Annotated in this window: 20 protein-coding genes; 9 read left to right on the plus strand and 11 right to left on the minus strand. The window is 60.6% G+C overall.

Annotation, left to right across the window (positions count from 1 at the left end; translation table 11 throughout):
* Positions 1 to 14: 14 nt before the first annotated feature.
* The 3 genes from CSING_RS04310 to CSING_RS04320 are packed head-to-tail and all read left to right on the plus strand — an operon-like array spanning position 15 to position 2,375.
* A complete protein-coding gene (locus CSING_RS04310) occupies positions 15 to 836 on the plus strand; it encodes a DNA-formamidopyrimidine glycosylase family protein (protein WP_042530018.1) in 822 nt (273 codons plus the stop codon).
* 10 nt (positions 837 to 846) lie between these two features.
* Positions 847 to 1,260, plus strand: coding sequence for a YccF domain-containing protein (locus tag CSING_RS04315; protein ID WP_042530020.1), 414 nt, complete (start codon positions 847 to 849; stop codon positions 1,258 to 1,260).
* Positions 1,261 to 1,310: 50 nt separating this feature from the next.
* Positions 1,311 to 2,375 (plus strand): HNH endonuclease signature motif containing protein, encoded by a 1,065-nt coding sequence (locus CSING_RS04320; protein WP_042530022.1) that lies wholly within the window; start codon positions 1,311 to 1,313, stop codon positions 2,373 to 2,375.
* Between the two features lie 147 nt (positions 2,376 to 2,522).
* Here CSING_RS04320 and pgi read toward each other — a convergent pair whose 3' ends face one another.
* The 4 genes from pgi to CSING_RS04340 form a co-directional block, all read right to left on the minus strand.
* Positions 2,523 to 4,157 (minus strand): glucose-6-phosphate isomerase, encoded by a 1,635-nt coding sequence (pgi, locus tag CSING_RS04325; protein ID WP_042530024.1) that lies wholly within the window; start codon positions 4,155 to 4,157, stop codon positions 2,523 to 2,525.
* An 82-nt stretch (positions 4,158 to 4,239) separates the two neighbouring features.
* On the minus strand, positions 4,240 to 5,157 hold the full coding sequence (locus CSING_RS04330) for a trypsin-like serine protease (RefSeq protein ID WP_042530025.1): 918 nt from the start codon (positions 5,155 to 5,157) through the stop codon (positions 4,240 to 4,242).
* Between the two features lie 151 nt (positions 5,158 to 5,308).
* Positions 5,309 to 6,151 (minus strand): chymotrypsin family serine protease, encoded by an 843-nt coding sequence (locus CSING_RS04335; protein ID WP_042530027.1) that lies wholly within the window; start codon positions 6,149 to 6,151, stop codon positions 5,309 to 5,311.
* A 25-nt stretch (positions 6,152 to 6,176) separates the two neighbouring features.
* The gene (locus CSING_RS04340) at positions 6,177 to 6,449 is read right to left on the minus strand and encodes a chorismate mutase (protein ID WP_231913944.1); all 273 of its coding nucleotides are present in this window, start codon (positions 6,447 to 6,449) and stop codon (positions 6,177 to 6,179) included.
* A 211-nt stretch (positions 6,450 to 6,660) separates the two neighbouring features.
* Between CSING_RS04340 and pcrA the strand changes: the two genes are divergently transcribed.
* A complete protein-coding gene (pcrA, locus tag CSING_RS04345) occupies positions 6,661 to 9,243 on the plus strand; it encodes a DNA helicase PcrA (RefSeq protein ID WP_042530030.1) in 2,583 nt (860 codons plus the stop codon).
* A 4-nt stretch (positions 9,244 to 9,247) separates the two neighbouring features.
* Here the strand turns inward: pcrA and CSING_RS04350 are convergent, their stop codons facing one another.
* The 5 genes from CSING_RS04350 to CSING_RS04370 form a co-directional block, all read right to left on the minus strand.
* Positions 9,248 to 10,000, minus strand: coding sequence for a M23 family metallopeptidase (locus tag CSING_RS04350; RefSeq protein ID WP_042530032.1), 753 nt, complete (start codon positions 9,998 to 10,000; stop codon positions 9,248 to 9,250).
* Positions 10,001 to 10,422: 422 nt separating this feature from the next.
* Positions 10,423 to 13,110 carry an FtsX-like permease family protein gene (locus CSING_RS04355; protein ID WP_042530033.1) on the minus strand — a complete coding sequence of 896 codons (2,688 nt, stop codon included), beginning with the start codon at positions 13,108 to 13,110 and terminating at the stop codon, positions 10,423 to 10,425.
* 1 nt (position 13,111) lies between these two features.
* Positions 13,112 to 13,828, minus strand: a complete 717-nt coding sequence (locus tag CSING_RS04360) for an ABC transporter ATP-binding protein (protein WP_042530035.1) — start codon at positions 13,826 to 13,828, stop codon at positions 13,112 to 13,114.
* Entirely contained in the window at positions 13,825 to 14,376 is a 552-nt protein-coding gene (locus CSING_RS04365; protein ID WP_042530037.1) for a PadR family transcriptional regulator, read from the minus strand. The genes CSING_RS04360 and CSING_RS04365 overlap by 4 nt, the downstream gene beginning before the upstream one ends.
* A gap of 226 nt (positions 14,377 to 14,602) precedes the next feature.
* Complete coding sequence (locus CSING_RS04370) at positions 14,603 to 15,355, minus strand: M23 family metallopeptidase (RefSeq protein ID WP_042533138.1); 753 nt, start codon at positions 15,353 to 15,355, stop codon at positions 14,603 to 14,605.
* 406 nt (positions 15,356 to 15,761) lie between these two features.
* On the opposite strand from CSING_RS04370, the gene CSING_RS04375 reads away from it, so the two are divergent.
* From CSING_RS04375 to purH, 3 genes are read left to right on the plus strand one after another with little or no spacing between them, the layout of a single operon-like run.
* Entirely contained in the window at positions 15,762 to 17,465 is a 1,704-nt protein-coding gene (locus tag CSING_RS04375; RefSeq protein WP_144403113.1) for a cell division protein PerM, read from the plus strand.
* Between the two features lie 42 nt (positions 17,466 to 17,507).
* The gene (gene purN, locus CSING_RS04380; protein ID WP_042530039.1) at positions 17,508 to 18,113 is read left to right on the plus strand and encodes a phosphoribosylglycinamide formyltransferase; all 606 of its coding nucleotides are present in this window, start codon (positions 17,508 to 17,510) and stop codon (positions 18,111 to 18,113) included.
* Positions 18,114 to 18,153: 40 nt separating this feature from the next.
* Positions 18,154 to 19,686 (plus strand): bifunctional phosphoribosylaminoimidazolecarboxamide formyltransferase/IMP cyclohydrolase, encoded by a 1,533-nt coding sequence (purH, locus tag CSING_RS04385; RefSeq protein WP_042530041.1) that lies wholly within the window; start codon positions 18,154 to 18,156, stop codon positions 19,684 to 19,686.
* A gap of 107 nt (positions 19,687 to 19,793) precedes the next feature.
* Here purH and CSING_RS04390 read toward each other — a convergent pair whose 3' ends face one another.
* Positions 19,794 to 20,705: a flagellar basal body-associated FliL family protein gene (locus CSING_RS04390; RefSeq protein ID WP_042530043.1), complete on the minus strand. Its 912-nt coding sequence runs from the start codon at positions 20,703 to 20,705 to the stop codon at positions 19,794 to 19,796.
* Positions 20,706 to 20,943: 238 nt separating this feature from the next.
* Here CSING_RS04390 and CSING_RS04395 point away from each other — a divergent pair, with 238 nt between their 5' ends.
* Both CSING_RS04395 and CSING_RS04400 read left to right on the plus strand, forming a co-directional pair.
* Positions 20,944 to 21,810 (plus strand): hypothetical protein, encoded by an 867-nt coding sequence (locus CSING_RS04395; RefSeq protein WP_042530045.1) that lies wholly within the window; start codon positions 20,944 to 20,946, stop codon positions 21,808 to 21,810.
* A gap of 8 nt (positions 21,811 to 21,818) precedes the next feature.
* Positions 21,819 to 22,715, plus strand: a complete 897-nt coding sequence (locus CSING_RS04400) for a serine hydrolase (RefSeq protein ID WP_042530046.1) — start codon at positions 21,819 to 21,821, stop codon at positions 22,713 to 22,715.
* 25 nt (positions 22,716 to 22,740) lie between these two features.
* Here CSING_RS04400 and CSING_RS04405 read toward each other — a convergent pair whose 3' ends face one another.
* Positions 22,741 to 23,406 (minus strand): hypothetical protein, encoded by a 666-nt coding sequence (locus CSING_RS04405; protein WP_042533141.1) that lies wholly within the window; start codon positions 23,404 to 23,406, stop codon positions 22,741 to 22,743.
* Positions 23,407 to 23,513 lie beyond the last annotated feature (107 nt).

Raw genomic sequence — 23,513 nt, forward strand, 5'->3', positions numbered from 1 at the left:
GAGGAGGTTCTGCTGTGCCTGAGGGTGATTCCGTTCTACAGCTGTCTAACCGGCTGCAGTTTATGGAAGGCCGGCGCGTGTCGCATTCCTCTGTGCGCGTGCCGCGCTATGCCACCGTGCGTTTCGATGGGCTGGTGTGTGAGGAAGTCTGGCCCTATGGCAAGCACCTCTTCATGGATTTTGGTGGCGAGCTGATTCTGCACACACATCTCAAGATGGAGGGCACCTGGGCCATCCATTACGCCGGGGACCGCTGGCACAAGCCTGGCCACAGCGCGCGCGTGGTGCTGCAGATGGAGAATTCACCGCGTGATATCGAGCTGGTGGGCCACTGGCTGGGGTTGGTCGAGGTTTTCCCGGCCCGCGAATTTGAGCAACGCATGGCGCACTTGGGTCCAGACATCCTTGCGCCGGAGTGGTTGGAGGGCGGCTTTGAGGAGGCGGTGCGGCGCATCGAGTCGCGTCCTGAGCGCAGCATTGGCGCGGCACTCCTGGATCAACGCAATGTGGCGGGATTGGGCAACGAGTATCGCGCAGAAATCTGCTTCCTGGCCGGTATCCATCCTGCAACGCCCGTAGCGCTTGCCGACGTCCCCCAGATCCTCACCCTCTCCCGCCGCCTCATCTGGGCCAACCGCGACTCCCCAGTGCGCGTGACCACCGGTGTGAAGAGAGCAGGGGAGACCACCTACGTCTTTGGGCGCAACCGCCAGCGCTGTCGGCGGTGTGGCACGCTTATTGAGAAATCCACGCTGGGTGGTGTGGACGCCGGCGGCGACGACGGTGAGCTAGAGCGAGTCATCTGGTGGTGCCCGCACTGCCAACCGCGCGGCTAGGCTTGGTGGTATGAAGATCATTTTGAACATCATCTGGTTGGCAACTGGTGGCCTTGTCCTCGCACTGGGCTACCTCCTTCTCGGCATCCTGGCCTGTATCCCCATCGTGACTATCCCCGCTGGCGTGGCCTCGATGCGCATGGCGAACTTCGCGCTGTGGCCCTTTGGGCGCTCCGTCATTCAGCCGGTCAAGGGTACTGGTGGAATGTCGCGGTTCTCCAACGTTGTCTGGTTCCTCGTCGCCGGCCTGTGGCTGGCCATTGGTCACGTCACCACCGCCGCGGCGCAGGCAGTCACCATCGTGGGCCTTCCGGTTGCGTGGGCCAACCTGAAGATGATTCCGGTAACCTGCTTCCCCTTCGGTCGCAAGATTGTCGATTCGGATGAGATTCCCTTCGGCTGGGAATCGATGATCAAGCTCTAGATTTTCTCTGCGGTTGCGGAGGTGAGGAGACTGGTTTAGTCTCCTTTGGCATGGGGGATTTAGAGACCTATTTCTCCTTCCGCAACTCGGGGATCACGTTGGTGGAGCAAGCGGGAGGAGGAGAACAACACCTACGCGCACGCGGTGCCGCACCGGCCGATGCCGCCGAATTAGCACGCCTGCACCACATCTACTTCGGTGCTACCAAGTTCACTGGTAAGCAACGCACCGCGCGTGCGCGTGCCCTAGACCAAGGCCACGATGTGGCCACACTAAGCCTTATCGAGTCCTACACGTCGAAACTCAAGAATCAGCTGGATGCCTGGAATCTAAGACTCAGACTTGCCGGCACCGACGCACACAACATCCCAGCAGTAGCCACCAAGCGCCTAAAAGAGCTCAAGCCCAAGCGTGTGCCGAAACCTGGGGTGCGCATGACCTACCGTAAGCAAGGCCCGCACTCGCTGACTATTACCGGGGATCCGTTGATGATTACTGAGATGCACGGCACCTTAGAATCCATCAACCACACCAACCTGCTGGAGGCTTGCAAACAAGTCTTCTTCACCAACAACCACGGTGGAACAAAGCCTGCGGTGCTCACCAGCGTGGTGGTGACCCTAGACAAGCTTGACAAGATTGTCTCCGGTGACGGTGACGACATCGTCCTGGAGTTAACCAACGGTGGGCGTATGACCGGGGCTGAGTTTTTGAACTACAAGTTTGCTGAAATCGGCTACGTCACCCTAATCCACCCCACCATCGGGCCGGTATGGCTACACCGCATGCAACGCTTCGCTGGGTTTGAGCAACGCATGATGGCCAGTGCCGAGCACCCTACGTGTGCGAGGGAAGGCTGTAATAAGCCGGCTGATTTTGCCCAGGTGCATCACCTGGTGCCGTGGAAGGCCGGTGGAGAAACAAACCCGCCGAATTTAACGATGTTGTGTGCTTATCACAACGGGATTAATGATGATGACCCGGATAAACCCACCGGGGCAGGCTATGTCTTCCGCCTGCGCGGTGAGGTTGGCTACATCCCGCCCTGGGCAGAACCAATCACCACCCAAGCCGCTTATCAGCAAGCCCAGAACAACCTGCCCCGGCCAGGGTAAACCCCCCAACGCCACACCGCCGACGCGGACGCCCCCACGAGGCATCCGCGACGTTGGTGATCCCGCAGAACAATCCAGTCCTCTCATACGTATAAACCCCCGACCGTTTGATCGATCGGGGGTTGGTGAGACGTCGCCAAGCAGTGCTTAGCGGTGGTTGCGGTACCAACCGATGAGAGCATCGGTGGAACCGTCGCCGGATGCGGCTTCCTCCTTGCCGGAGACGGCCGGTGCCAGGTCGTTGGCTTGCTGCTTGCCCAGTTCCACGCCCCACTGGTCGAAGGAGTTGACATCCCAGATAATGCCCTGGGTGAACACGATGTGCTCGTAGAGCGCGATGAGCGCGCCGAGGGTCTGCGGGGTCAGTTCCTCAGCCAGGATGGTGGTGGTAGGGCGGTTGCCCGGCATCACCTTGTGCGGAACCACGGCAGGATCTACGCCCTCAGCCGCAATTTCCTCGGCGGTCTTACCAAAGGCCAAAACCTTGGTCTGCGCGAAGAAGTTACCCATGAGCAAGTCATGCATCGAGCCGGTGCCGTCGGCGGTGGGGAAGTCCTCCTTCGGGCGGGCAAAGCCGATGAAGTCCGCCGGGATGAGGCGGGTACCTTGGTGCATCAGCTGGAAGAAGGCGTGCTGACCGTTGGTGCCCGGCTCGCCCCAGTAGATCTCACCGGTGCCGGTGGTCACGGGGGTGCCATCGCGACGCACGGACTTACCGTTGGACTCCATGGTCAGCTGCTGCAGGTAAGCCGGGAACCGGCCGAGGTCCTCGGAGTAGGGCAGCACTGCGTGAGTCTGAGCGTCGAAGAAATTGGAGTACCACACGCCCAGTAGACCCATGAGAACCGGAACGTTTTGCTCCAGCGGTGCGGTGCGGAAGTGCTCGTCCATGGCATGGAAGCCCTCGAGGAATCGCATGAAGTCCATCGGTCCGATGGTGCACATCAGCGACAGGCCGATAGCAGAATCGACGGAGTAGCGGCCGCCCACCCAGTTCCAGAAGCCGAACATGTTCTTCGGATCGATGCCAAATTCGGCGACCTTCTCCGCGTTGGTGGAAACGGCAACGAAGTGCTTGGCCACGGTGGACTCATCGCCATCAAACTGCTCGATGAGCCAGCGGCGAGCGGCATGAGCGTTGGCCAAGGTTTCCTGGGTGGTGAAGGTCTTGGAGGCCACGATGAAGAGGGTGGAGCCGGCATCGAGGCCGTCGAGAGTCGCAGCAAGATCCGCCGGGTCAACGTTGGAGACAAACTCCGCGCTAATACCCGCGACCTCATAAGAACGCAGGGCCTTGGCAGCCATGGCTGGGCCCAAGTCGGAGCCGCCAATGCCAATGTTGACGACCTTCTTGATGGTGTGGCCGGTGTGCCCCAGCCAGGTGCCGGAGCGTAGGGCAGTGGCGAAATCACGCATGCGGCCGAGGACCTCGTGGACGTCGGCAGCCACGTCCTGGCCATCGACGCTGAGATCCTTCTCCACGGGCAGGCGCAGTGCGGTGTGGAGGACGGCGCGGTCCTCGGTGTTGTTGAGGTGCTCGCCGCCGAACATGGCGTCGCGGCGGCCCTCGACGTCGGCAGCGCGGGCAAGGTCCACAAGCTTGGCGACGACCTCCTCATCAATGAGGTTCTTCGACAGATCCACATGCAGGTCTGCGGCATCGAAGGAATAGTCGGCGGCGCGGGAGGGTGAGGAGGCGAAGAGCTCGCGCAGATTGAGGTCCTTCTTCTCTTCAAAGAGCGAGCTGAGCGCGGCCCACTGCGGCTGTGCGGTGATGTCCATTGCAAAAGCCTTTCTGGCAGGTAGCAGACATGAAACTTACTGTTTCTACCGTAGTCCAGAACGCGCGACGCTGCCGGGGGAGTTAGATGTAGAGGGTAAGACCAAAATGCTGCATTGTGTTGCCGATTTCCATGGCGCCGGCTTTCTGGTTATCGGGCTCATCAACGACGTATGACATGACGCCCACGGCGTAGAGCTCGTTATCGATGACGGCGTAGACGGGGCCGCCGCTGTCTCCACGGTCGCTGTCGTTACCGAAGGCAAACAACCCCTGGTCAGCATCTCGCCCAATGTAGTTACCACAAGACACTCCTCGCGTGGACCCGGCGCGGCAGATGGTGGGGTGTGCTAGGTCGACTTCGTCAAGGCTCATCCAACCGATCAACGGTGCGTTGAGAGCCGGGGATGTGGATACCTTGGCTGCGGGATTTGAAACTTCGATCAAGCCGATATCGGCGGAGTTGATCTGTTCGGTGTTGGTGTTGCGTGCTTCGAGCACCATCTCACCAATCTTGACGCGGTTTCCGGCGGTGTCGTTGTAATAGAACGTATCGCCCTTATCGCCGCAGTGGCCTGCGGTGAGAATAAAGAGGCGTTGGCCGTCACCCGCAAAATGGCCTGCGGAACAGCGTCCGTCATTGTCGAGATTGTAGATTGCAACCCCCGGGGTTAGCACTCCTGCCGTCATGAAGTATTCGGCTGCTTCGGGCTGAGCTAGGTCAACGCGTGGTTCGGGGCGCTCGGCTTGGGGGATTTCGGTGGTATTATCCCACAAAGCGTCGCCATCGAGGACCTTGTCCGAGCCTTTCTCCGAGGCCTGCGTATCGGGGTGCTGCTCATTATCAGGGGCGCGGCCCTCCAGGCCGGCGCCTGCACCCGGAAGGTTCAGCGTAGTCGTGGTAATCGTTGCGACCGTGGAAGAAGAGCTGCCACAGGCACTGAGCGCTACGGCGGAGGTGATCGCGATGAGAGAGGCCGCGAGGCGGGAGGGAAGGCGCATGCCGCGAGCTTAGCGCATGCTGAATGCCTCTGTTCTCAGTTGGGGAGCAGTCCGCGGCTGTCCACGGGGCACACCGAAAAGTTTGAGAGTGTGACGACACAGTTGACGAGGTGGCGGATCCCCACAGTGACCTTAAACGCAGGGCTGATTCTTAGGAATAGACCTTGAGCCCGAAGTGATTCATGATGTGGCCTAATTCCATAGCCATCGTAATCCGATTATCTGTGGTCAGAGAGCCGGAGTAGATACCCACGGGGTAGTACTGACCATCAATGAGCGCATAGACTGCTCCGCCACTATCACCGAAGTAGCCGTCGTTTCCGAAGAAGAAGGCACCGATCTCTGGTTTCGCAGTGAGGTAATTGCCGCAGGAGTACCCGCGGGTAGCACCAATGCGACAGATAGTTGGCTTTATCCGATCGACTTGTTCGAGGGACAACCAACCATTGACCTTGCCATTGAGCGCTGGTGTCGCCGAGTACTCCGCGGCGGGGTTGGTGATCTGAATGAGGCCGATGTCAGGAGAAGAGATAAGACCGTCCCGGTTGGTGTTCTTGGTCTCTACGGTCATCTGACCGAAAAACACTGGTTTCCCCGCGCGGTCACGGTAAAAGAAGCGGTGTCCGGGATTGCCGCAGTGCCCAGCGGTGACAACAAAAACGTTGTGCCCATCGCCCACAATATGACCTGCAGAGCATTTCTTCTGTTCGTCGTGGTTGTAGATTGCAGATCCAGGCTCGACGCGTCCAGCGTTGGTGAAGTACTGAGCAGCATTCCGGTCGGCGACATAAATCTCCGGCTGCAGGTTTCCTGGAAGCGAGATGCTGCCATCCCCTGTGGGAGCCAAGGCATCAGCGAGGCCACCTATATCAAGCTGCGATGACCCTGAGCTGAGCTGCGCCAAGCCCAACTGGGCCTGTGCTGCAGGAGCCCAGAGGCTCGCAGCGATGGCAGCTGCGGTGACTGTAGAGAGAATGCGAGAGAGAATTTTCATTGTTGAGCGGTCCTGTCCGGCGGGTCTAGCCCAGCTTGCCGCGACCTAATCGAAGCAAAGCGGAGGCAATGGAGGGGCCTTCCTCGCCTAGTTCATCGCGGAACTCATTGAGAATGGCGATCTCGCGGGTATGTACCAGGCGGGTGCCGCCAGAGCTCATGCGAGTCTTACCTATTGTGCGGGAAATATCTGTGCGGCGCTTGATGGCATCAAGGATGACGCGGTCGAGGCGGTTGATTTCCTCGCGGTAGCGCTGAATTTCGGCGTCGCTCAAGGGATCGTCCGTGCCGGACGGCATGCGGATGTTCAGCCCGTTGTCCACGACATTGGGGTCGTGGTGCTCCGGGTTCACGCTTGCGGAGGAGGAATCAGCATGTGAAGAGCTCATGCCATCAGATTTTGCCACCCCGCCAAACAAAAAGGAATCGCTTCTGGTGGTTCCGTGGTTGGTGCAGGTGACATGTGGTTTACGGGGAATGTCCAGCGGGGCTAGTAGGTTGGAGAGCATTATGAACAACGAATCTCCTTTTAGCCCTCGTCCCTCCGCGCCACAGTCCTCTTCACCGTTTAGCCCTGCGCCGTCGGAGCCTGCCGCTGACGATGCCTTGTTTGGTCTGCCGGCGGAGCCACCAATGGAGCCGGAACCGGAACCAGAAGAGCCGGAAATGGGCGTTGATCCACTGCTGGAAGGACTTAACCCACAGCAGGCAGAGGCCGTAACCCACTCTGGCTCGCCGCTGCTTATTGTTGCCGGTGCAGGATCCGGCAAGACGGCAGTGTTGACGCGACGCATCGCCTTTCTTATGCGCTCGCGCGGGGTAGCTCCTTGGCAGATTCTCGCTATCACCTTTACCAACAAGGCAGCTGCAGAGATGAAGGAGCGCGTCGGCCAGCTCGTCGGCCCGGTGGCTGAGCGCATGTGGGTGTCTACGTTCCACTCCATTTGTGTACGCATCCTGCGCAACAATGCGCAGCTCGTGCCGGGGCTGAATACGAACTTCACCATTTATGACGGCGATGATGCGCGCCGGTTGCTCACCATGATTGCCAAAGACATGCAGCTGGACCTTAAGAAGTACTCTGCTCGCGTTCTGGCTAATCAAATTTCGAACCGCAAGAATGAACTTATCTCTCCAGAGGAGGCACGCGCTGAAGCGGAGAAGACGAAGAATCCCTTCGAACTCACTGTGGCGAAGGTATTCGAGGAGTATCAACGCCGCCTGCGCGCGGCGAATTCGGTGGACTTCGATGACCTCATTGGTGAGGTCGTGCGTATTTTTAACCAGCACCCGCAGGTGGTGGAGTTCTATCGTCGGCGCTTTAAGCATGTGCTTATCGACGAATACCAGGACACCAACCACGCGCAGTACGCTCTCGTCTCTGCTTTGGTAGGAAGGGGAGAGCTTCCCCATGATGCTCCTGAATTGTGTGTGGTGGGTGATTCCGATCAGTCCATTTATGCCTTCCGCGGAGCCACGATCCGTAATATCCAAGAATTCGAGCGTGATTACCCGCAAGCGCACACGATTCTTCTGGAGCAGAATTACCGCTCGACCCAGACCATCTTGAATGCAGCGAATGCTGTCATTGCCAAGAATGAGGGCCGCCGCAAGAAGAATCTGTGGACGGCACACGGCGAAGGCGAGCAGATTGTGGGCTACGTGGCGGATAACGAGCACGATGAAGCTCGCTATATCGCTTCTGAAATCGATTCTCTTGCGGATAAGGGGAAGTCCTATTCCGATATTGCGATCATGTACCGCACGAATAATGCTTCCCGTGCGCTTGAGGACGTGTTCGTACGTTCCGGCATTCCCTACAAGGTGGTAGGCGGAACACGCTTCTATGAGCGCCGCGAGATTCGAGACCTCGTGGCTTATCTGCGCATTATGGATAACCCAGATGACACCGTGAGCCTGCGCCGCATCATTAATGTGCCGAAGCGCGCTATCGGTGACAAGGCCCAGGCGCAGATTGCTCTCCACGCGGAGAACTTGGGTGTCAGTTTTGGTGCTGCTCTGCGGGACGCTGCGGAAGGACAAGTCGCTGGGCTGGGAACACGCGCAGTTAATGCGGTGAGCAAATTTAACGAGATGATGGACGGCGTGCGTGAACAGCTGCCGGGCATGACCAATGAGGTCACCGGCCAGCCGGACCTAGGGGAGCTGCTGAATGCACTGCTTGATGCCACTGGCTACCGCGCCGAACTGGAAAACTCCAACGACCCTCAAGACGGCGCCCGTCTGGATAACCTCAACGAATTGGTGTCCGTGGCTCGTGAATTCAGCTCAGAGGCAGCCAACCAAATAGCCTTTATGGGGGCGGATGCGCAAGAGACTCCTGAGCTTGCGGAAGGAGAGGCCGCGCCGGGCTCGTTGCAAGCCTTCCTTGAAAAAGTCTCGCTCGTGGCAGACGCGGACCAGATTCCGGACCACGAATCCGGAGTCGTCACACTGATGACTCTGCACACTGCAAAGGGCCTGGAATTCCCGGTGGTCTTCCTCACCGGCTGGGAGGACGGCCAGTTCCCGCACATGCGCTCTTTAGGTGACCCGAAAGAGCTCAGTGAGGAACGCCGCCTTGCCTACGTGGGTATTACCCGCGCTCGGGAACAGCTCTACCTCACGCGCGCGATTCTTCGTTCGTCGTGGGGCAACCCGGTGACGAACCCGGCCAGTCGCTTCCTCGCCGAGGTCCCGGAGGACCTCATCGACTGGCGCCGTGAAGAACCAGACAGTTCGCTGTCCGGCGCGTGGGGTGGAGATGATTCCTACCAATACGGGCGTAGCTTTGGCTCCGAGAGCGGATTCTTCCGTTCCCGAAGCGGTGGCAGCCAGGGTGGTTATGGCTCGCGGGGCGCTGCGTCTTCCCCTTCGCAGCGCTCACGCAAGCCAGCGTCAGCATCGTCGATGCCAAAGAATAACCATCTCAATTTAGTTGTGGGGGACCGCGTCAACCACGCGAAGTACGGGCTGGGCACGGTGATCGAGGCCTCCGGAACCGGTGCGCGCGCAACGGTTACCGTGGACTTCGGTTCAGCGGGCAAAGTCCGCCTCATGCTCATCGGCGGTGTGCCGATGGAAAAGCTCTAAAGCTTTAGATGAGGATGCCGCGCTCGTCGAACCACTCCACTGGGTCAACAGCTGCGCCGCCGCCTGGGTGAACCTCGAAGTGCAGGTGCGGGCCGGTGGAGTGGCCCTCGTTGCCGATGACGGAAATCTGGTCACCGGCCTCGACGCGGTCGCCTACGCTGACCAAGAGCTGGTCGCTCGGCATATGGCCGTAGACGGTGATGGTGCCGTCATCGTGCTGGATGCGAATCCAGTTGCCGAAGCCTTGGGCTGCGCCTGAAGAAATGACCTCGCCGTCCATGACGGCGTAAATCGGGGTGCCAACCGGGTTCGCCACATCGATACCGTTGTGGAAGGAACCCCAGCGTGGGCCGAAGCCAGAGGTGAACGTACCGGACGTTGGGAACACCACGATGTTGCCGTCAGCATCCTGGCCGCGGGTAGGGGTCAGGCCGGAGTGGTCGCCCTCAGGGGCGAAGGCCTCCGCGAGGCCGGGAATGCTGGAAGGGTCGAGAACGATGTCATAGCCGTTCTCAGTGGCATTGACCGTGGGGACGGATGCGCCGTTCAAAGCACCGGCCGTGGAGATGAGGAGCCCAGTGAAAGCCTTGAAAAGGTCGGACTGGGACTCTTCGTTGACGTCTGTAGTGACCGTGCCCTTGGAGGACCCGTCGGAGACATCTACGCTCGCCGCTGGTTCGGCGGCGAACGCCGGAGCCGTGACGGTAGCGGCGGCGCTAACTGCCACGGCGGCGAGTGCGCAGAGGGTGCGCTTCATAACTTCACGTCCTTATGAACTGCTCTGGCTAGCTGTATCGGCGACTTCTGCTGAGGTAGGGCCCTCAGCATGAAACCTGTGAGTGATGGGCTGCGGTCCTAACAACCGCGGTGCCGCCGCGCGGCCAGCGACACGCCGGCGTCTTAACGCCATCGTGTGAGTCCGTGTGGCAACGAGATACAAACTATCCCGGGTTGACCCCCTGTGCAATGTGAAAAATGCAGGTAAACCCAGGAATTGTTCGAAAAATTATCGAACAGCCCTGCATGTTACGCATGTGACTGAAGTGAAGATAGTTACAAGGGTAAAGTAGTGGTTTAAAGAATGGGGGTATGAAATGGGGGTGCCTCGGACCGGAGGTGGTCCGAGGCGAAGAGGGGGGTCGAGCTCGTGCTAGCGAGCTGGGGTGGTTCCAGACGCGGTTAGGTCAACGACCTGCTCTCACTACGGTCACGAGCTGTGAGCGCAGCTCCTTCCCGCGTGCGGTTCACGGCGGCGGCAAGGGCTGCAGCGATCAGCGGCACCACAAGCACCGCGAGGAAAGACCACCAGTCGGGGACGAAGTAGTCCTGGCCGCGCAGCGCATAGGAAGGCGGATCGAGTAAGTAGCGCGGGTTATCGCAGAAGACATACGTGCCAATGTGACCAGCCAGCACACCGAAGAGCATGCTTGCGGTGGCCACCAGCCAGGTCTGCCACGCCGACACCCGTGACATGAGCCCCGGGTCAGCGCCGATGGACTGGAACACGTTGTTCTCCTGACGCATGCTCGTGGCGGCATTAGCGATGATGAGCGCCAGAACCACCAAGCAGACCACACCCATGCCGAGGGCCGGGTAGAAGCGAACGTCCTCAACGGGACCCGAGGCCCAGGCAAGGTAGTACTGGGACTGGGAGGCTTGGGCGGCGGCGTCGCTAAGCTCCTCGCGCGTCGTGTTATCCGGAACCTCGTCTAAAGCAATAGCACGTCCCTCATAGAACGGTTCCATTCCCAAGGCCTCGCCTGCCTGCGGGCTCACAAGAACGATGTCACGTGCCATGGTGGGCAAGGCTTCAGTGATGGGCAGGTCAGCAGACCGTGTGTCGGTCTTTGCACTGGCAGAAGAATCCTCGAACGTATCCACAGTCACCGTGCCTTCAGTGTGCGTTCCAACATGAGAATTGTGGGCAAGCACAATGCCTCCGGCATCGAGTGTGCGGGCAGCGGCCTGGCGGTCCTGTTCCGTATCGAACTGCCACAGGTCCAACTGCGCGGAGTCAGCCTGGATGAGGCGGGAATCAGAGATCATCGAGTTACTGACGTACATCGTCATCATCTCGTGTGCGCACTCCTCGCGCGCTTCCTCTGATTCATCGGTGCGGCGTCCTTGCGAGTCGATGAACACGGCCCTGTCAACCGGCACGGTGATATCAACTTGCTCGCACAAAAAATCAAACTCGGTGCTGAGGTCGTAGATCTCTCGATCTTCCTCTGCCCAGGAGTAACCCCCATAGGACGGGTACGTGTAATAGGGGTGAGTGGAGCCTGGGGCGGTGTTGATGACGGCGTCGGCAGCCGCGCGTTCCGCCTCATTCGATTCCTTCACAGGATCGCCGTACGTTTCACTCTGGATGAGCGCTGAAGTTCTCGGCATGATGATCTGCTCTTCAGCGCGGTGCTTGGCGTCCTCGGTCATGGTGGACACGCCGAACACTGTGGCGACGAACGAGACGGCGACGATGGCGATGGCCGTCGGCAATGCATGCATGCTGCGGCGGGTCAGGCTGCGACCTGCAAGTCGGAGCGTCAACGGCCCGCGCCGGGCAATCTTTGAGCAGAGGAAAACTAGTGCGGGGGCGGAGCCGGCGATGGCGATCATGCCGAAGAGCACAATGAGAGCGGAAAACATCCTGCCAAACGGGGTGAAGCTGAGGAGTAACAGGAGCGGCAACGCCACAGGACCGATGGCCATCCACGGCCGGAAGCGCAGCAGACGGTCAGGAGCGCCGCCCTGAATAGCCGCGGCCAAGGCGCTGCGTTGAGCCAGCCACGCCGGGACGATGGACACCACCACTGATCCCACGACTGCGACGAGCCAGGCAATGATGCCCTCAGCCCATGGCATGTGGACGGGGAAGTCCGGGTACCGCGCCGTCCACGCCAGCCATCCGCCACCCAGTCCCAGGGTCAAGCCGATCGTGGCGCCGAGGATGCCCATGAAGAAACCGTAGGCCATAACCGCCAGCATGATATGGCGCGGCATTGCTCCTTGACTGGACATGAGTGCATAAAGGCGCGTATTGCGCCCCATGGCGAGTGTGAATACAGGTGCCAGGAGGAAAAGAATGAGGAGGCCAGCGATGATATAGACGCTGGCGAAGAACACGAAGAAAACGACGGTTTCTAGTGCTTCCCCGGGGGTGGGCGCGTGTGCTTGGTCGGGGAGAGATTCGCTTAGCTCGGGGCCCCACAGGTCGAGTCCCTGCTGCGCGGCGGCGTCCTCCATCTCAGAGGTGAGCTGGACATTGCCGTTGATGACCCACGTAGTGTTGGTCGATGCGTGACCCGGGGGATCTCCTAAGGCAGGGGCGGTGACGAAACTGAAATTATCTGGCCCGATGGCGGCTACGGTGGCGTGGCGCTCGCCGTCGATGGACCGCCCCAGGAACGTCACGGTATCGCCCACTGCGGCATCGAGCTCGCGGGCAGAGCCGCGCGATAGGACGATCTCGTTTGGTCCAAGCCCCAGCTTGTCGACGACCTCCCGCGCCTTCTCCGGTGGATTCTCCGCATCAAACTGCACCAACCAGGAACTGGTAGACCGGTCACCTACGAGTACCGACGTGTTGGCGAAGCTGGTGATAGGCGAGACGGTTGCGCCTTCAGGGAGAATCTCAGAAGCGAGCTCGGGAACGTCAGCGTTGGTGGTCTCCTTCTGGTCGCTACGGACCTGAATGCTGCGCTCGGGTGACAGAAGGAAAGTATTGAACGTGGAGGACGCCGAGAACAAGGAGAATCCCACCACGAGGGCCACTGGTAGTGCGATAAGGATGATGGCGGCACATGTGCGCCACGGGTGGCGCCATAGGTCGCGCCGGGTAGGGCGGGTAGCGGCGGTAAGCGCTGACATACTAGCGTGCCTCCTCACCGGTGAGGCGGCCGTCGCGGACCATGACAACGCGGTCGGCCCAGCCGGCAAAGCGCGGCTCGTGGGTAACGAGCAGCCCAGAAGCCCCGGCGTCGATGCGGGAGCGCAGTACCTTCATGATGTCCTCACTCGTTGCGGTATCGAGGGCTCCCGTCGGCTCATCAGCGAGCAGCACCTTGCGTGGCCCGATGAGCGCGCGAGCAATGGCGACACGCTGAGCTTGGCCGCCGGAGATTTCCTCGGGGAAGCGGTCAATGGTGCCGTCGAGGCCCACCTCGCTTAATGCTTCCTCTGCAGCATCGCGGCATTGTGACGGTGAAAGTCCATCCAGCTCAAGGGGTAGAGCAACGTTCTCACCCACGGTCAGGGACGACACCAGGTTAAAGTGCTGAAATACCAAGCCGACATGGCGGCGCCTAGCCAGCGCAGCCTTGGCCTTGGAGAGGTGGGAGGCGTCGGCGCCGTCGAGAAGCACGCGGCCCGATGTGGGTGGCTGCAAGAGCCCCGCGACATTGAGCAGAGTGGACTTGCCAGAACCGGACGGCCCCATGACCGCGACGAGTTCGCCGGGGGAGAGTTGGAGGTTGACTGAGTCCAGTGCGGTGACCTGGCGAGCGCCGCTGCCGAAGACACAAGTGATGTTCTCCAGCTCGAGCGGGAAGGGCAGGTGCTGTGTTGCTGGCACAGAGGTGGGAGTCATTGTGGGGCCTCCTCAGTATCGGTGGGGGTGGATGGGTTGGCGAGGGATTCCACGCGGTCGAGCCAGCGTGAGAGGGATTCGAGGTCGAAAATGTGGCGTTCGACGGCGAGGCGCTGGGCGCTGCGTTCCGCGGGGAGTTCAGCGGCCTGGCGGTTGAGCTCGCGGAGCTGGCGGACGGTGGCGAAGCGCTGGGCGTCCAGCACAGCAATGACGTCCACATCGGAGCGCCGTGCGGCAAGCGTTACTTTGAGGACGAGTTCGTCGCGCTCGATAGCGTCTTTGTTGGTTGTTGACGTCCACCAACCGGCTAGCTCGTCTCGGCCGGCGTCAGTAAGGGCGTAACTCGTGGAACGCCGCCCAGTGGGGCCGGTAACTTCGCCGTCGACGGTGATGAGGCCGTCGCGCTCGAGGCGGCTCAAGGTCTGGGCAATTTGGCCCATGTTGAGCGGCCAGAGGTCATCAAAGGACTCAGCAAAGCGGGTCTTGATTCGGCTGGCGGTGGCGGGTTCCTCACTGAGTAATGCGAGGACGGAATGTTTTACGGACATGGTCACCTCCCGGGGGGAGTTATCACTAAAATGCGTTGCATACCCGGTAAGTTACCGGGTAACCATCAGTCGAGTCAAGGGTGTATTAGCTGGGGGTAATGCTTTGGCCCCGGGGTGAGATCTTCTGCGAGGCGCGGCGGAGGGGAGGCTTTAACGCCAAAGGCGGCCCAGAGCGTGAGTGCTCTGAGCCGCCGGGGCTGGTGGAAGGTTGAGAAGAGTTGGGGTTCTAGGAGATGACGACTCCGCGCTCTGCCAGCCACGGAATCGGATCTACGGCGCCTTCACCCGTGGGGTGAATTTCGAAGTGAAGGTGGGAGCCGGTGGAAAAGCCCTCGGAACCCATGCCTGCAATCTTCTGGCCGGCATGCACGCGCTCGCCCACAGCAACGTCGAGGGTCTGCATGTGGCCGTAGACGCTCATGGAGCCATCATCGTGCTTGATGCGGATCCACTGGCCGAAGCCGGAAGCCGGGCCGGAGTCGATGACGGTGCCGTCCATGACGGAAAGGATGGGAGTGCCGACTGCGTTAGCGATATCGATGCCAGAGTGGAAGGAGCCCCAGCGCGTGCCGAAGCCAGAGGTGAATACACCCTCGGCCGGGCGAGCGACGGAAGGCGCACGGTTGGCCTCATCGGCCGCGGCGCGGGCATTGGCGGCCTGGATGGCCTTGTCGAGCTGTGCGGAGAGATCTGCAACCGGCTTAGACTCGGCGATGGCGAGAATCTGGGGTGCGGCATCCTCGATGGACGTCTGAACGTCCTTCAGCGGATCGGTATCTGCCTGAAGGGCGTAGTCGATGGGCTGGGTCTTAGTCTCCTCAGTGCCGCCGGACTGAATGGTGCCTGCGGCTGCGCCGCCGACACCTGCGGTGGACACGGCGCCAGCAGCGACGGTGACGACTGCAATGCGCCCCTTCGTGGTCTGCGAGGTGGTGATCTTGCGGTGGCGACCTGCGCTCCGCTGAGTCTTGATTCGCATGAACTCTTCTTCCGTCTTCATTCACCATCGTCCATCCGGCGTCAACGTTACGTTCTCGGCCGGTTGGTTATCCGATTGTGACCTTCCTGTTACCAACGAGATGTAACAGTAGCGTCTCAGGAAAGTTAGAGCAACCCAGTTTGCGGTTTTTCTTGTGTAAGTGCCGTACATCCTAATAGTAATGGTACTGAAGCTAATTGTTGTGATGAGTGTGACTGCCCAACGGGGTAGTGCAAGAATATTTGCATTTACCTGAGAGCTTGTGTCTGTGGGCTGAGATTTTGCTGTTTGTGTGGGCTGTCTCTGTGTGGCTTCTCGGCCACCACCTGCGGCCAAGCGATCATTTGGGTCTAGCCCCGCCGCGCCACCCCTGTTGGGGGAGTAGGGCGTGGCAAAGTGGACGCCAATGAATAAGAAAACGAGTCCCCAGTCACGGTCGGCAACCCGGCCGCGCACTCAGGTGCGTGGACATGGCCAGGATGGCGAGCGTTCCAAGCGTTCTTCCCGCCGCGATCGCCGCGCGCCTGCTCAGCGAATTAAAGGGGTGGAGTCCGCTAAGGCTAAGGCGCGCCGCGCCCAGGGGCCTACGACGCTGCGGGAGCGTATCCGCCGCATGCTCATGGTGGTTGCCGTCCCCAATCTGGTGGTGGTGCTGGGCATTATTGTCGTGGTCATCGCCGCGCTGTTGCTGACGAGCTCGCCATCCGCATGGTTCAACACCATCGTGGCGGAAGCCTGGATGGTCTTTAACCTCGCGCCAATTCGTGCTGGAGGCGTTGATCTTGGTTTCTTGCCGGCCTTACCTGCGGTGCTGCTGGCCTGGTTGGTGGGGTCCCGCGTGCGCACAGCGATTAAGGACAAAGTCAGTATTAATGATCTGATTGTCCTCACCGGCTGTGTCTTTGCCGTACCGCTCGTCTTGACATGTCTGGCCTGGCTGATGCTGTGGGACGCTGGTAAGGCCTATGACGTGTCCCCACCGGCGCTTTATGTGGTGCTTCCGCGCATGCTTCTCCTGCATTCAGCAGCGCTCATCGGAGGTATGGGCACGCGTCTGTGGAAGGCGCTGGCTAAGCGGGGCGGGGTGCCGCACGTGCTTGTCGACGCCTCCCGCATCGGTCTCAGCTACCTCGGATACCTCGTCGTCAGTGGTTTCGTCCTCGTTGTTGTCCTGTGGGCTCTGGGGTGGCCGCGACAGGCTGAGATGCTGGCGCAGTATCCGGCGCTTGATGCCCTGGGGACCGCCGGACTGATTTTTGTGAGCATTCTGTACCTGCCTAACGCCGTCGTGGCCGCGGGTTCCGTGCTGAGCGGTTCGGAACTGCACATCGGGCCGGAGAGTAGCGTGAGCCTGTTTAGCAGTCATATGGTGCCTTTGCCGCCGTTGCCGCTGGCAGCCGCCGTGCCTCCGAGCGTTAGCTCCTGGGCTGTGGTTCTCCTTGCACTGCCCGCTCTGGCTGCTGCTGTGGCCTTTGCTCGTCGCCGAGCGTTGGTGAACTTCCAGGTGGCCGTCACTGCGGCTGTGGTTGCTGCCCTTGCTGCGTTGGCTGCCGTTTACGGTGTCTCCGGCACCCTTGGGGCCTACGGCTATACCGGTCCCGAGCTCTGGACTGCGGTGGGGCTCAGCGCACTGTGGTGCCTTGTCGTGGGGGTCGGCTTCGCCGCGGCTAATGCGTTGATGGCCTGGCGTCGCGGTGATGGAACCGAAGCCAAGACTGCCGGCGTCAAGGCCGATGTCGAGAATGCTGCGGTGCCCACTGCGACAACAGAGACCACAACAGGGACCGTCGCAGCTGACTCTACTGAGTCCACTGAGTCGTCTGAATCTATTGAACCTGATGTGGTCGAGGCCGAAGTTGATTCTGAAGCCGCGACTGCAGTGCCTGTATCCGCCATGCTCGCTGATGAGACTGATGACGCTGAAGCAGCGGCAGACCCTGAGGAAGCACTAGACCCTGAGGAGCCGGAGGAGGATGAGACACCGGCGGAGGATGAGACACCGGAAGCTCCAGAAATCAGTGATGCGGACGAGGACCACGGTGGCGTGAGTGATGAGGGTGATGAGGGGGACGTCGCCAAGCACGTGCACTCGGACCCCACTAAGGAGTAAGACATTCCCTGTTTAGGCTTCGCAGCGGCTAGGCTGTAGCGCGTGACTACACCGCACCAGCCCGCTACTTCTGCCCGCCTCAACGTCGTGGTTCTCGTTTCTGGAACCGGCTCCTTGCTGCAGGCCATCCTCGATGGTCAGGACGAACACTACGGCGTAGTCAAAGTCATCGCGGACGTGCCCTGTAAGGGCATCGAACGCGCACAGGCGGCGGGAATCGCCACCGAGGTCGTGGAAATGGGTGCTGACCGTGCCGAATGGAATAAGAGTCTGGTTGCTGCAGTAGATGCTGCGCAGCCAGACATTGTTGTTTCTGCGGGATTTATGAAGATTCTGGGGAAGGATTTTCTGGACCGCTTCGAAGGTCGCACCATCAACACCCACCCGGCGTTGTTGCCTGCCTTCAAGGGCGCGCACGGCGTGCGCGACGCGCTGGCTTACGGTGCCAAGGTCACAGGCTCCACAGTCCACTTTGTTGATGCCGGTGTCGATACTGGCGCCATCATCGCCCAAGAACCCGTGCGAGTGCTGCCTGAAGATGACGAAGCCAGCCTGCACGAGCGCATCAAAGTGGTCGAAAGAGAACTCATCGTCACTGTCCTGCGGGCATCCCGCGCGCAGGATGCGGCGCTGACCATTGAGCTGTAACAACTGCAACAACAGCAAGGAAGGCTAGAGTCCCCACACCATGAGCGAAGATCGTAAGACCATCAAGCGCGCACTGATTAGCGTTTACGACAAGACCGGTTTGGAGGACCTTGCCCAGGCCCTCGACAAGGCCGGAGTAGAAATCGTCTCCACCGGCTCGACCGCGAAGAAGATTGCGGATCTGGGCATCGAGGTCACCCCCGTGGAGAAGCTCACCGGCTTCCCGGAGTGCCTGGAAGGCCGCGTCAAGACTTTGCACCCGCGCGTGCATGCCGGCATCCTGGCGGATACCCGCAAGGAAGACCACCTCAACCAACTCTCTGAGCTGGAGGTTGAGCCCTTCCAGCTCGTCGTGGTCAACCTGTACCCCTTCCGTGAGACCGTAGCGTCCGGCGCGGACTTCGATGGCTGCGTCGAGCAAATCGACATCGGCGGCCCCTCCATGGTCCGCGCGGCCGCAAAGAACCACCCATCCGTGGCGGTTGTCGTGGACCCGGCTCGTTACGGCGATGTCACTGAGGCCGTCGCCACCGGCGGTTTCACTCTGGAGCAGCGCCGCGGCCTAGCCCGTGATGCCTTCCTGCACACTGCAGATTATGACGCCGCGGTGTCTGCATGGTTCGTTGATCAGCTCAGCGAGGAGCCTACAACCACCTCGCTGCGCTATGGCGAGAACTCCCACCAAAAGGCGACCGTGACCCGCATCGGTACTAGCGGTTTGGCCAATGCGAAGCAGTTTAACGGCAAGGAGATGAGCTACAACAACTACCAGGACGCCGACGCCGCGTGGCGCGCGGCTTGGGATCATGATCGCCCCTGCGTGGCGATCATCAAGCACGCTAATCCGTGTGGCATCGCGGTATCTGAAGAGTCCATCGCGGCTGCTCACCGCGCAGCACACGCCTGCGACCCCATGTCTGCCTTCGGTGGCGTTATCGCCGTCAACCGTGAGGTGACCGTGGAGATGGCCGAGCAGGTCAAGGAGATCTTCACCGAGGTCATCGTGGCCCCGTCCTACGAGGAGGGCGCCATTGACGTCCTCAAGGCCAAGAAGAACCTGCGCGTGCTGCAGGCAGAGCACGAAGCGCCGGAGGAGGAAGTTAAGTTCATCTCCGGTGGTGTGCTCACCCAGGAACCGGATACTTACCAGGCAGAGGGCGATAACCCGGCCAACTGGACTCTGGCTGCTGGTGAGGCGCTCAACGAGTCCGACCTGGCACAGCTCGAGTTTGCCTGGCGCTCCGTGCGCGCGGTGAAGTCCAACGCCATCCTGCTGGCCAAGGATAACGCCACCGTGGGCGTGGGCATGGGCCAGGTCAACCGCGTGGACTCTGCCAAGCTCGCCGTCGAGCGCGCCAACACTCTGGCGGACGGCACCAATCGTACTGAAGGCTCCTTCGCCGCCTCCGATGCCTTCTTCCCGTTCGCTGATGGCCTCGAAGTCCTCCTTGAGGCAGGCGTCAAGGCCGTTGTTCAGCCCGGTGGTTCCATCCGTGATGAGGAGGTCATTGAGGCCGCGAAGAAGGCCGGTGTGACCATGTACTTCACCGGTACGCGCCACTTCTTCCACTAAATTCCCTGAAAGCTTTGTCCTGACGGTATGCGCAGGACCTGACAAAGCCGCCCCTCAGCTCGGTGCAGCGCACTGGTTGAGGGGCGGCCTGCGTGGTATGCGGGTTATTACTGCGCGTGCAGTGAGGCCACCGCGAAGCCGGTGTTCTCAGCAGGATTGCCGGCGGAATCCTTGTAGGTAAAGGTAAAACGCAGTGTCTGGTGATTCGCCACGTTGATAGGCATTTCCACTGCTTCCTCGACGGGGACCTCGAAAGATGCAAGCTCTGCGCCATCACTTCCATTGACGGTAACTGTAGCGCTGGCAGCCTTGGAGTTCTCACGATTATCAATAAACCCAAAGACTGCGATGAGTTGGCGCTGCCCCTCAGCCAGGTGCACATCAGCAATATTTGTGCTGCCTCCGTGGGAGACATAGGAATCCGGAAACAGAGTGCGTGCGATAACCGCATCCTGTTCGGTGAGATCCGTGTCGATGCTGCCATGCGTGCTAATCGGAGTGCCGGCAAGCGCGGCTGTCGACGTCTGCTCCGAGGACGCCCCCGCCTGTGCAGCATCGGCGGAGTCACGGCCCCAGATCAACCACGCGCCAACACCTAAAACAATGGCGAGGACAACGAGGAGGGCAATGAGCGCGCCGATCGCGCCGCTGAACCTGCCTTTTCCTTTGCCGGCGCCTTGCGGGGACGTCGGGGCGGAGTACTGCGGTGTCTGCGGCTGCTGCGGGGGCTGGTTCGGGGCGTGGAACGACGACTGTGGTTGGCCCGACTGGGCATGACCCGGGGGAGGCGTCGACCCGCCACCGAAAACGGGCTGCGCGTTGGCGCTACTACCGCCAGTAGGAGCACCCGGATACGACCCCGGGCTCTGGGGGCGGCTGCCGAAGGGCGGCGGCCCACCATGGCCGGAACCCCCAGAACTCCCGGCAGGAGAACCAAAGCCGGGACGAGGGGTACCGAAACCGGAGTTACCTCCTGAGCGTCCAGATGGTGTGCCCGAGGGGCCAGAAGGAAATGTCATGGGTCCGTACCCGCCTTTCCGCATGCGTGAGAGGTGTCTCTAACAACTTAAACCGTATCCGCCTAATCCCGCGCGGTGCTCGCCACTTTTGAGGGATATTCCCCGCGCTCTCGTGACTGCGCTAAGAAATTGAGCAAGATATCCGTCACCACTGTGCAAAGATGGAGGCACTGTACTCGCTGTAGCGGCAACCACTCCAGACATCGACGCTGCAGGCACTGTAGAAACGGAGGTTTCGGTGACTGACTCAGAACGCAACCATGGATTCGGCGCGCCCCACCCTCAGGAACACGGCGGCCAACCGCACTCGTCGCGCAAGGATACCCACCCGGAGACTGTGGACTTTGAGCCCCAGTCAGGCCCTTTGAGCCAAAATCGTCAGTACTCCAATCCCTTCGCACAGCAGGGCGCTGCCCATCCGACCCAGCAGTTTCCTACACAGGAACAAAACCCAGGTCAGCAGGGCTGGCAAGGACAGCAGAACCAGTGGGGACAGCAGACAGTGCCCGCTGGTGGTTCGCCTGCCGCATACCCGCAGCAGGCTACGGCACACTCTAGCTCCTCCAACGGCGGCAAGATGGTTCTCATCGCCGTTCTGATCCTCGCCGTTCTCCTCGTCATTGCTGCGCTGGGCTACCTCTTCTTCTTTAAGAACTCCACCTCTGGACATCAGGCCCAGCCGCCACTGACCACGGGCGTGCAGGCAACCGAGGAGGCCACAGGCGATGAGGGCGAAGCAAACTCTACAGCGGGAACCGCGGAGTCACCGACCTCTTCGGAACAGACTACGAGCTCCGAACCGAAGAAACGCCCTGAGCACCCTGAGCTCCCAGCTGGTGCTGAGCCCGTGAACGACGCTGCCCGCAACAACGAACCGGGCGGAAACTTTAACAGCATATACCGCGGTTCCACGGTTACCTCCGAGGCCTTTGCCAACATCGTGCGCGATGAATACGTGAAGCACTATGTCGATACCAAAGAACTCAACGCGACGATTTCCGCCTACAGTCCGGTGACCAAGCAGACCTACACGATGGACTGCTCCGATAACGGCAAATTTGTCACCTGCACTGGTGGCAACAACGCGATCGTGTACATCCTCTAATGCGCCGAATGTTGACACTGCGCGATTCCGCGCTTGCTACCGCGACCGTCGTGTCGGTAGCGCTGCTCAGCGCCTGCACGATTGGGGACGTCTCCTCCCATGACTCTGCCGAGGATCCGTCAGCACTCGGCCCCTCGACTCCGCAGCCTACGCTGCCGGAAACCTCATCCGCCCCCGACACGATGGAGGACGTTCCCGTGATTGAGGCGGCTAGCCCCCAGGAAGCCCTCGACGCCATCGCGGCGGAGAACCCCGGAACCGGCATCGCCGTGGCCGGTGCTGACGAAGTCTTTGCCGCGGGAATCACCGACCCAGTGGCCGCATGGTCGACGTCGAAGGTTCCCCTCGCCATCGCCGCTGAGCGTGCCGGGGTAGCTGATTCCGGTGCTGTGTCTCAAGCAATCACGTATTCCGATAACGCTGCTGCTGATTCGCTGTGGTCCGCACTCGGTGGGGGCGAGAAAGCAGCACAGGCAACGCAGGCCGTCATCGGAACGGTCACGGTGCCGGCCATTCCGCCGCGCGAAGGTTTTAGTTCCTTTGGACAAACCCAGTGGTCGGTGGTCCAACAAGCTGAGTTCGTGGCCGCACTGGGCTGTATGGATGGCGCGGAGGCAGTGCTCGCGGCGATGGGGCAACCCGATCCGGCGCAAAACTATGGCCTTGGAGGCGTTGAAGGTGCAGTGAAGAAAGGTGGATGGGGCCCAGCCACCGATGGTTCCTATGAGGCCCGCCAGATGGGTCTTATCACCCTTGGCGGCCGCACGGTAGCCGTGGCTATCTATGCCGAAGCTGAATCTGGGCAGTACGGCGATGCCCAACAGATGCTCACTCGCCTTGTGTCTCAGCTGGAGTCCGCTGACGTGGAGTGGCCTTCGGCCGGCTGCCAGCAGGGAGCGGTATAACGTCGAGTCAGAAGCTCGCCCACCCTTATTTTGGCCAGTACACGTCAAAGACTCCGGTATCGCCGTCGATGGCATAGTCCTTGCCGCGGATAGTCAATACTGAACCAGTGGTGGCGCCACTTGCGGGATCCACAATGGCAGCGCTGAAATCAGTGCCGTTGCCTCTTGCCGGTCCAAAGGCAGCGCCGCTTGACCACACACCGCGGTAGACGAGGGAATCGTGACTCTCGCAGATAACAATGTGTGAATTCGGGTCGGAGCCAGCTGCTGCGAAGACCATCGATTCACGGTTCTGACAGCGTGCCTCCGGGAAATCGGACCAACCGGCGGCAGTCAGGCCGGGCGGAACCGCAGCAACGTCGGAAGCATCCGCCGCGGCGTCATTATCCGCCGCGGCGTCTGTGATCGGTGAGGCCTCTTCCGCAGCACTGTCCTTGGGCTCAAGCTCTGGATCTTCCGAGGCCACGGCAGTGTCGGAGTTTTCTCCTGCCACAGGTATTTCTTGGCTGGTGGAGCGCACGTCGTTCCAAATAACGATTCCGGAGATCATGAGCGCGACGAGGATGGCGATCGCGCACATGATCGGCACATTATTGCGCTGTTCAGAGGCAGCAGAAGCCGGGTGAGCAGAAGCCGGGGTGAGGTCGTGCTGCTCGGAATAAGAGTTCGTGCCAAATCCTGGGGTAGTCATAAAGTCCTTGGAAAGACGATTGAGAACAACAGCGATCATAACGAGCATGCCCGAACCGGCATCAACCGAGGGGAGTACCCTCCATTCGGGGGAGACGGGACATGGCA

The sequence above is a fragment of the Corynebacterium singulare genome (genome assembly GCF_000833575.1).
Taxonomy (GTDB): domain Bacteria; phylum Actinomycetota; class Actinomycetes; order Mycobacteriales; family Mycobacteriaceae; genus Corynebacterium; species Corynebacterium singulare.

Coding starts and splice junctions, on each gene's coding strand:
- CSING_RS04390 (WP_042530043.1), bottom strand. CDS start 20,705: ATGACATTTCCTTCTGGCCCCTCGGGCACACCATCTGGACGCTCAGGA.
- CSING_RS04405 (WP_042533141.1), bottom strand. CDS start 23,406: ATGACTACCCCAGGATTTGGCACGAACTCTTATTCCGAGCAGCACGAC.
- CSING_RS04350 (WP_042530032.1), bottom strand. CDS start 10,000: ATGAAGCGCACCCTCTGCGCACTCGCCGCCGTGGCAGTTAGCGCCGCC.
- CSING_RS04365 (WP_042530037.1), bottom strand. CDS start 14,376: ATGTCCGTAAAACATTCCGTCCTCGCATTACTCAGTGAGGAACCCGCC.
- CSING_RS04355 (WP_042530033.1), bottom strand. CDS start 13,110: ATGTCAGCGCTTACCGCCGCTACCCGCCCTACCCGGCGCGACCTATGG.
- CSING_RS04400 (WP_042530046.1), top strand. CDS start 21,819: ATGTTGACACTGCGCGATTCCGCGCTTGCTACCGCGACCGTCGTGTCG.
- CSING_RS04340 (WP_231913944.1), bottom strand. CDS start 6,449: ATGCCGTCCGGCACGGACGATCCCTTGAGCGACGCCGAAATTCAGCGC.
- purH (WP_042530041.1), top strand. CDS start 18,154: ATGAGCGAAGATCGTAAGACCATCAAGCGCGCACTGATTAGCGTTTAC.
- CSING_RS04330 (WP_042530025.1), bottom strand. CDS start 5,157: ATGCGCCTTCCCTCCCGCCTCGCGGCCTCTCTCATCGCGATCACCTCC.
- pgi (WP_042530024.1), bottom strand. CDS start 4,157: ATGGACATCACCGCACAGCCGCAGTGGGCCGCGCTCAGCTCGCTCTTT.
- pcrA (WP_042530030.1), top strand. CDS start 6,661: ATGAACAACGAATCTCCTTTTAGCCCTCGTCCCTCCGCGCCACAGTCC.
- CSING_RS04370 (WP_042533138.1), bottom strand. CDS start 15,355: ATGCGAATCAAGACTCAGCGGAGCGCAGGTCGCCACCGCAAGATCACC.
- CSING_RS04320 (WP_042530022.1), top strand. CDS start 1,311: ATGGGGGATTTAGAGACCTATTTCTCCTTCCGCAACTCGGGGATCACG.
- CSING_RS04315 (WP_042530020.1), top strand. CDS start 847: ATGAAGATCATTTTGAACATCATCTGGTTGGCAACTGGTGGCCTTGTC.
- CSING_RS04335 (WP_042530027.1), bottom strand. CDS start 6,151: ATGAAAATTCTCTCTCGCATTCTCTCTACAGTCACCGCAGCTGCCATC.
- CSING_RS04360 (WP_042530035.1), bottom strand. CDS start 13,828: ATGACTCCCACCTCTGTGCCAGCAACACAGCACCTGCCCTTCCCGCTC.
- CSING_RS04375 (WP_144403113.1), top strand. CDS start 15,762: ATGAATAAGAAAACGAGTCCCCAGTCACGGTCGGCAACCCGGCCGCGC.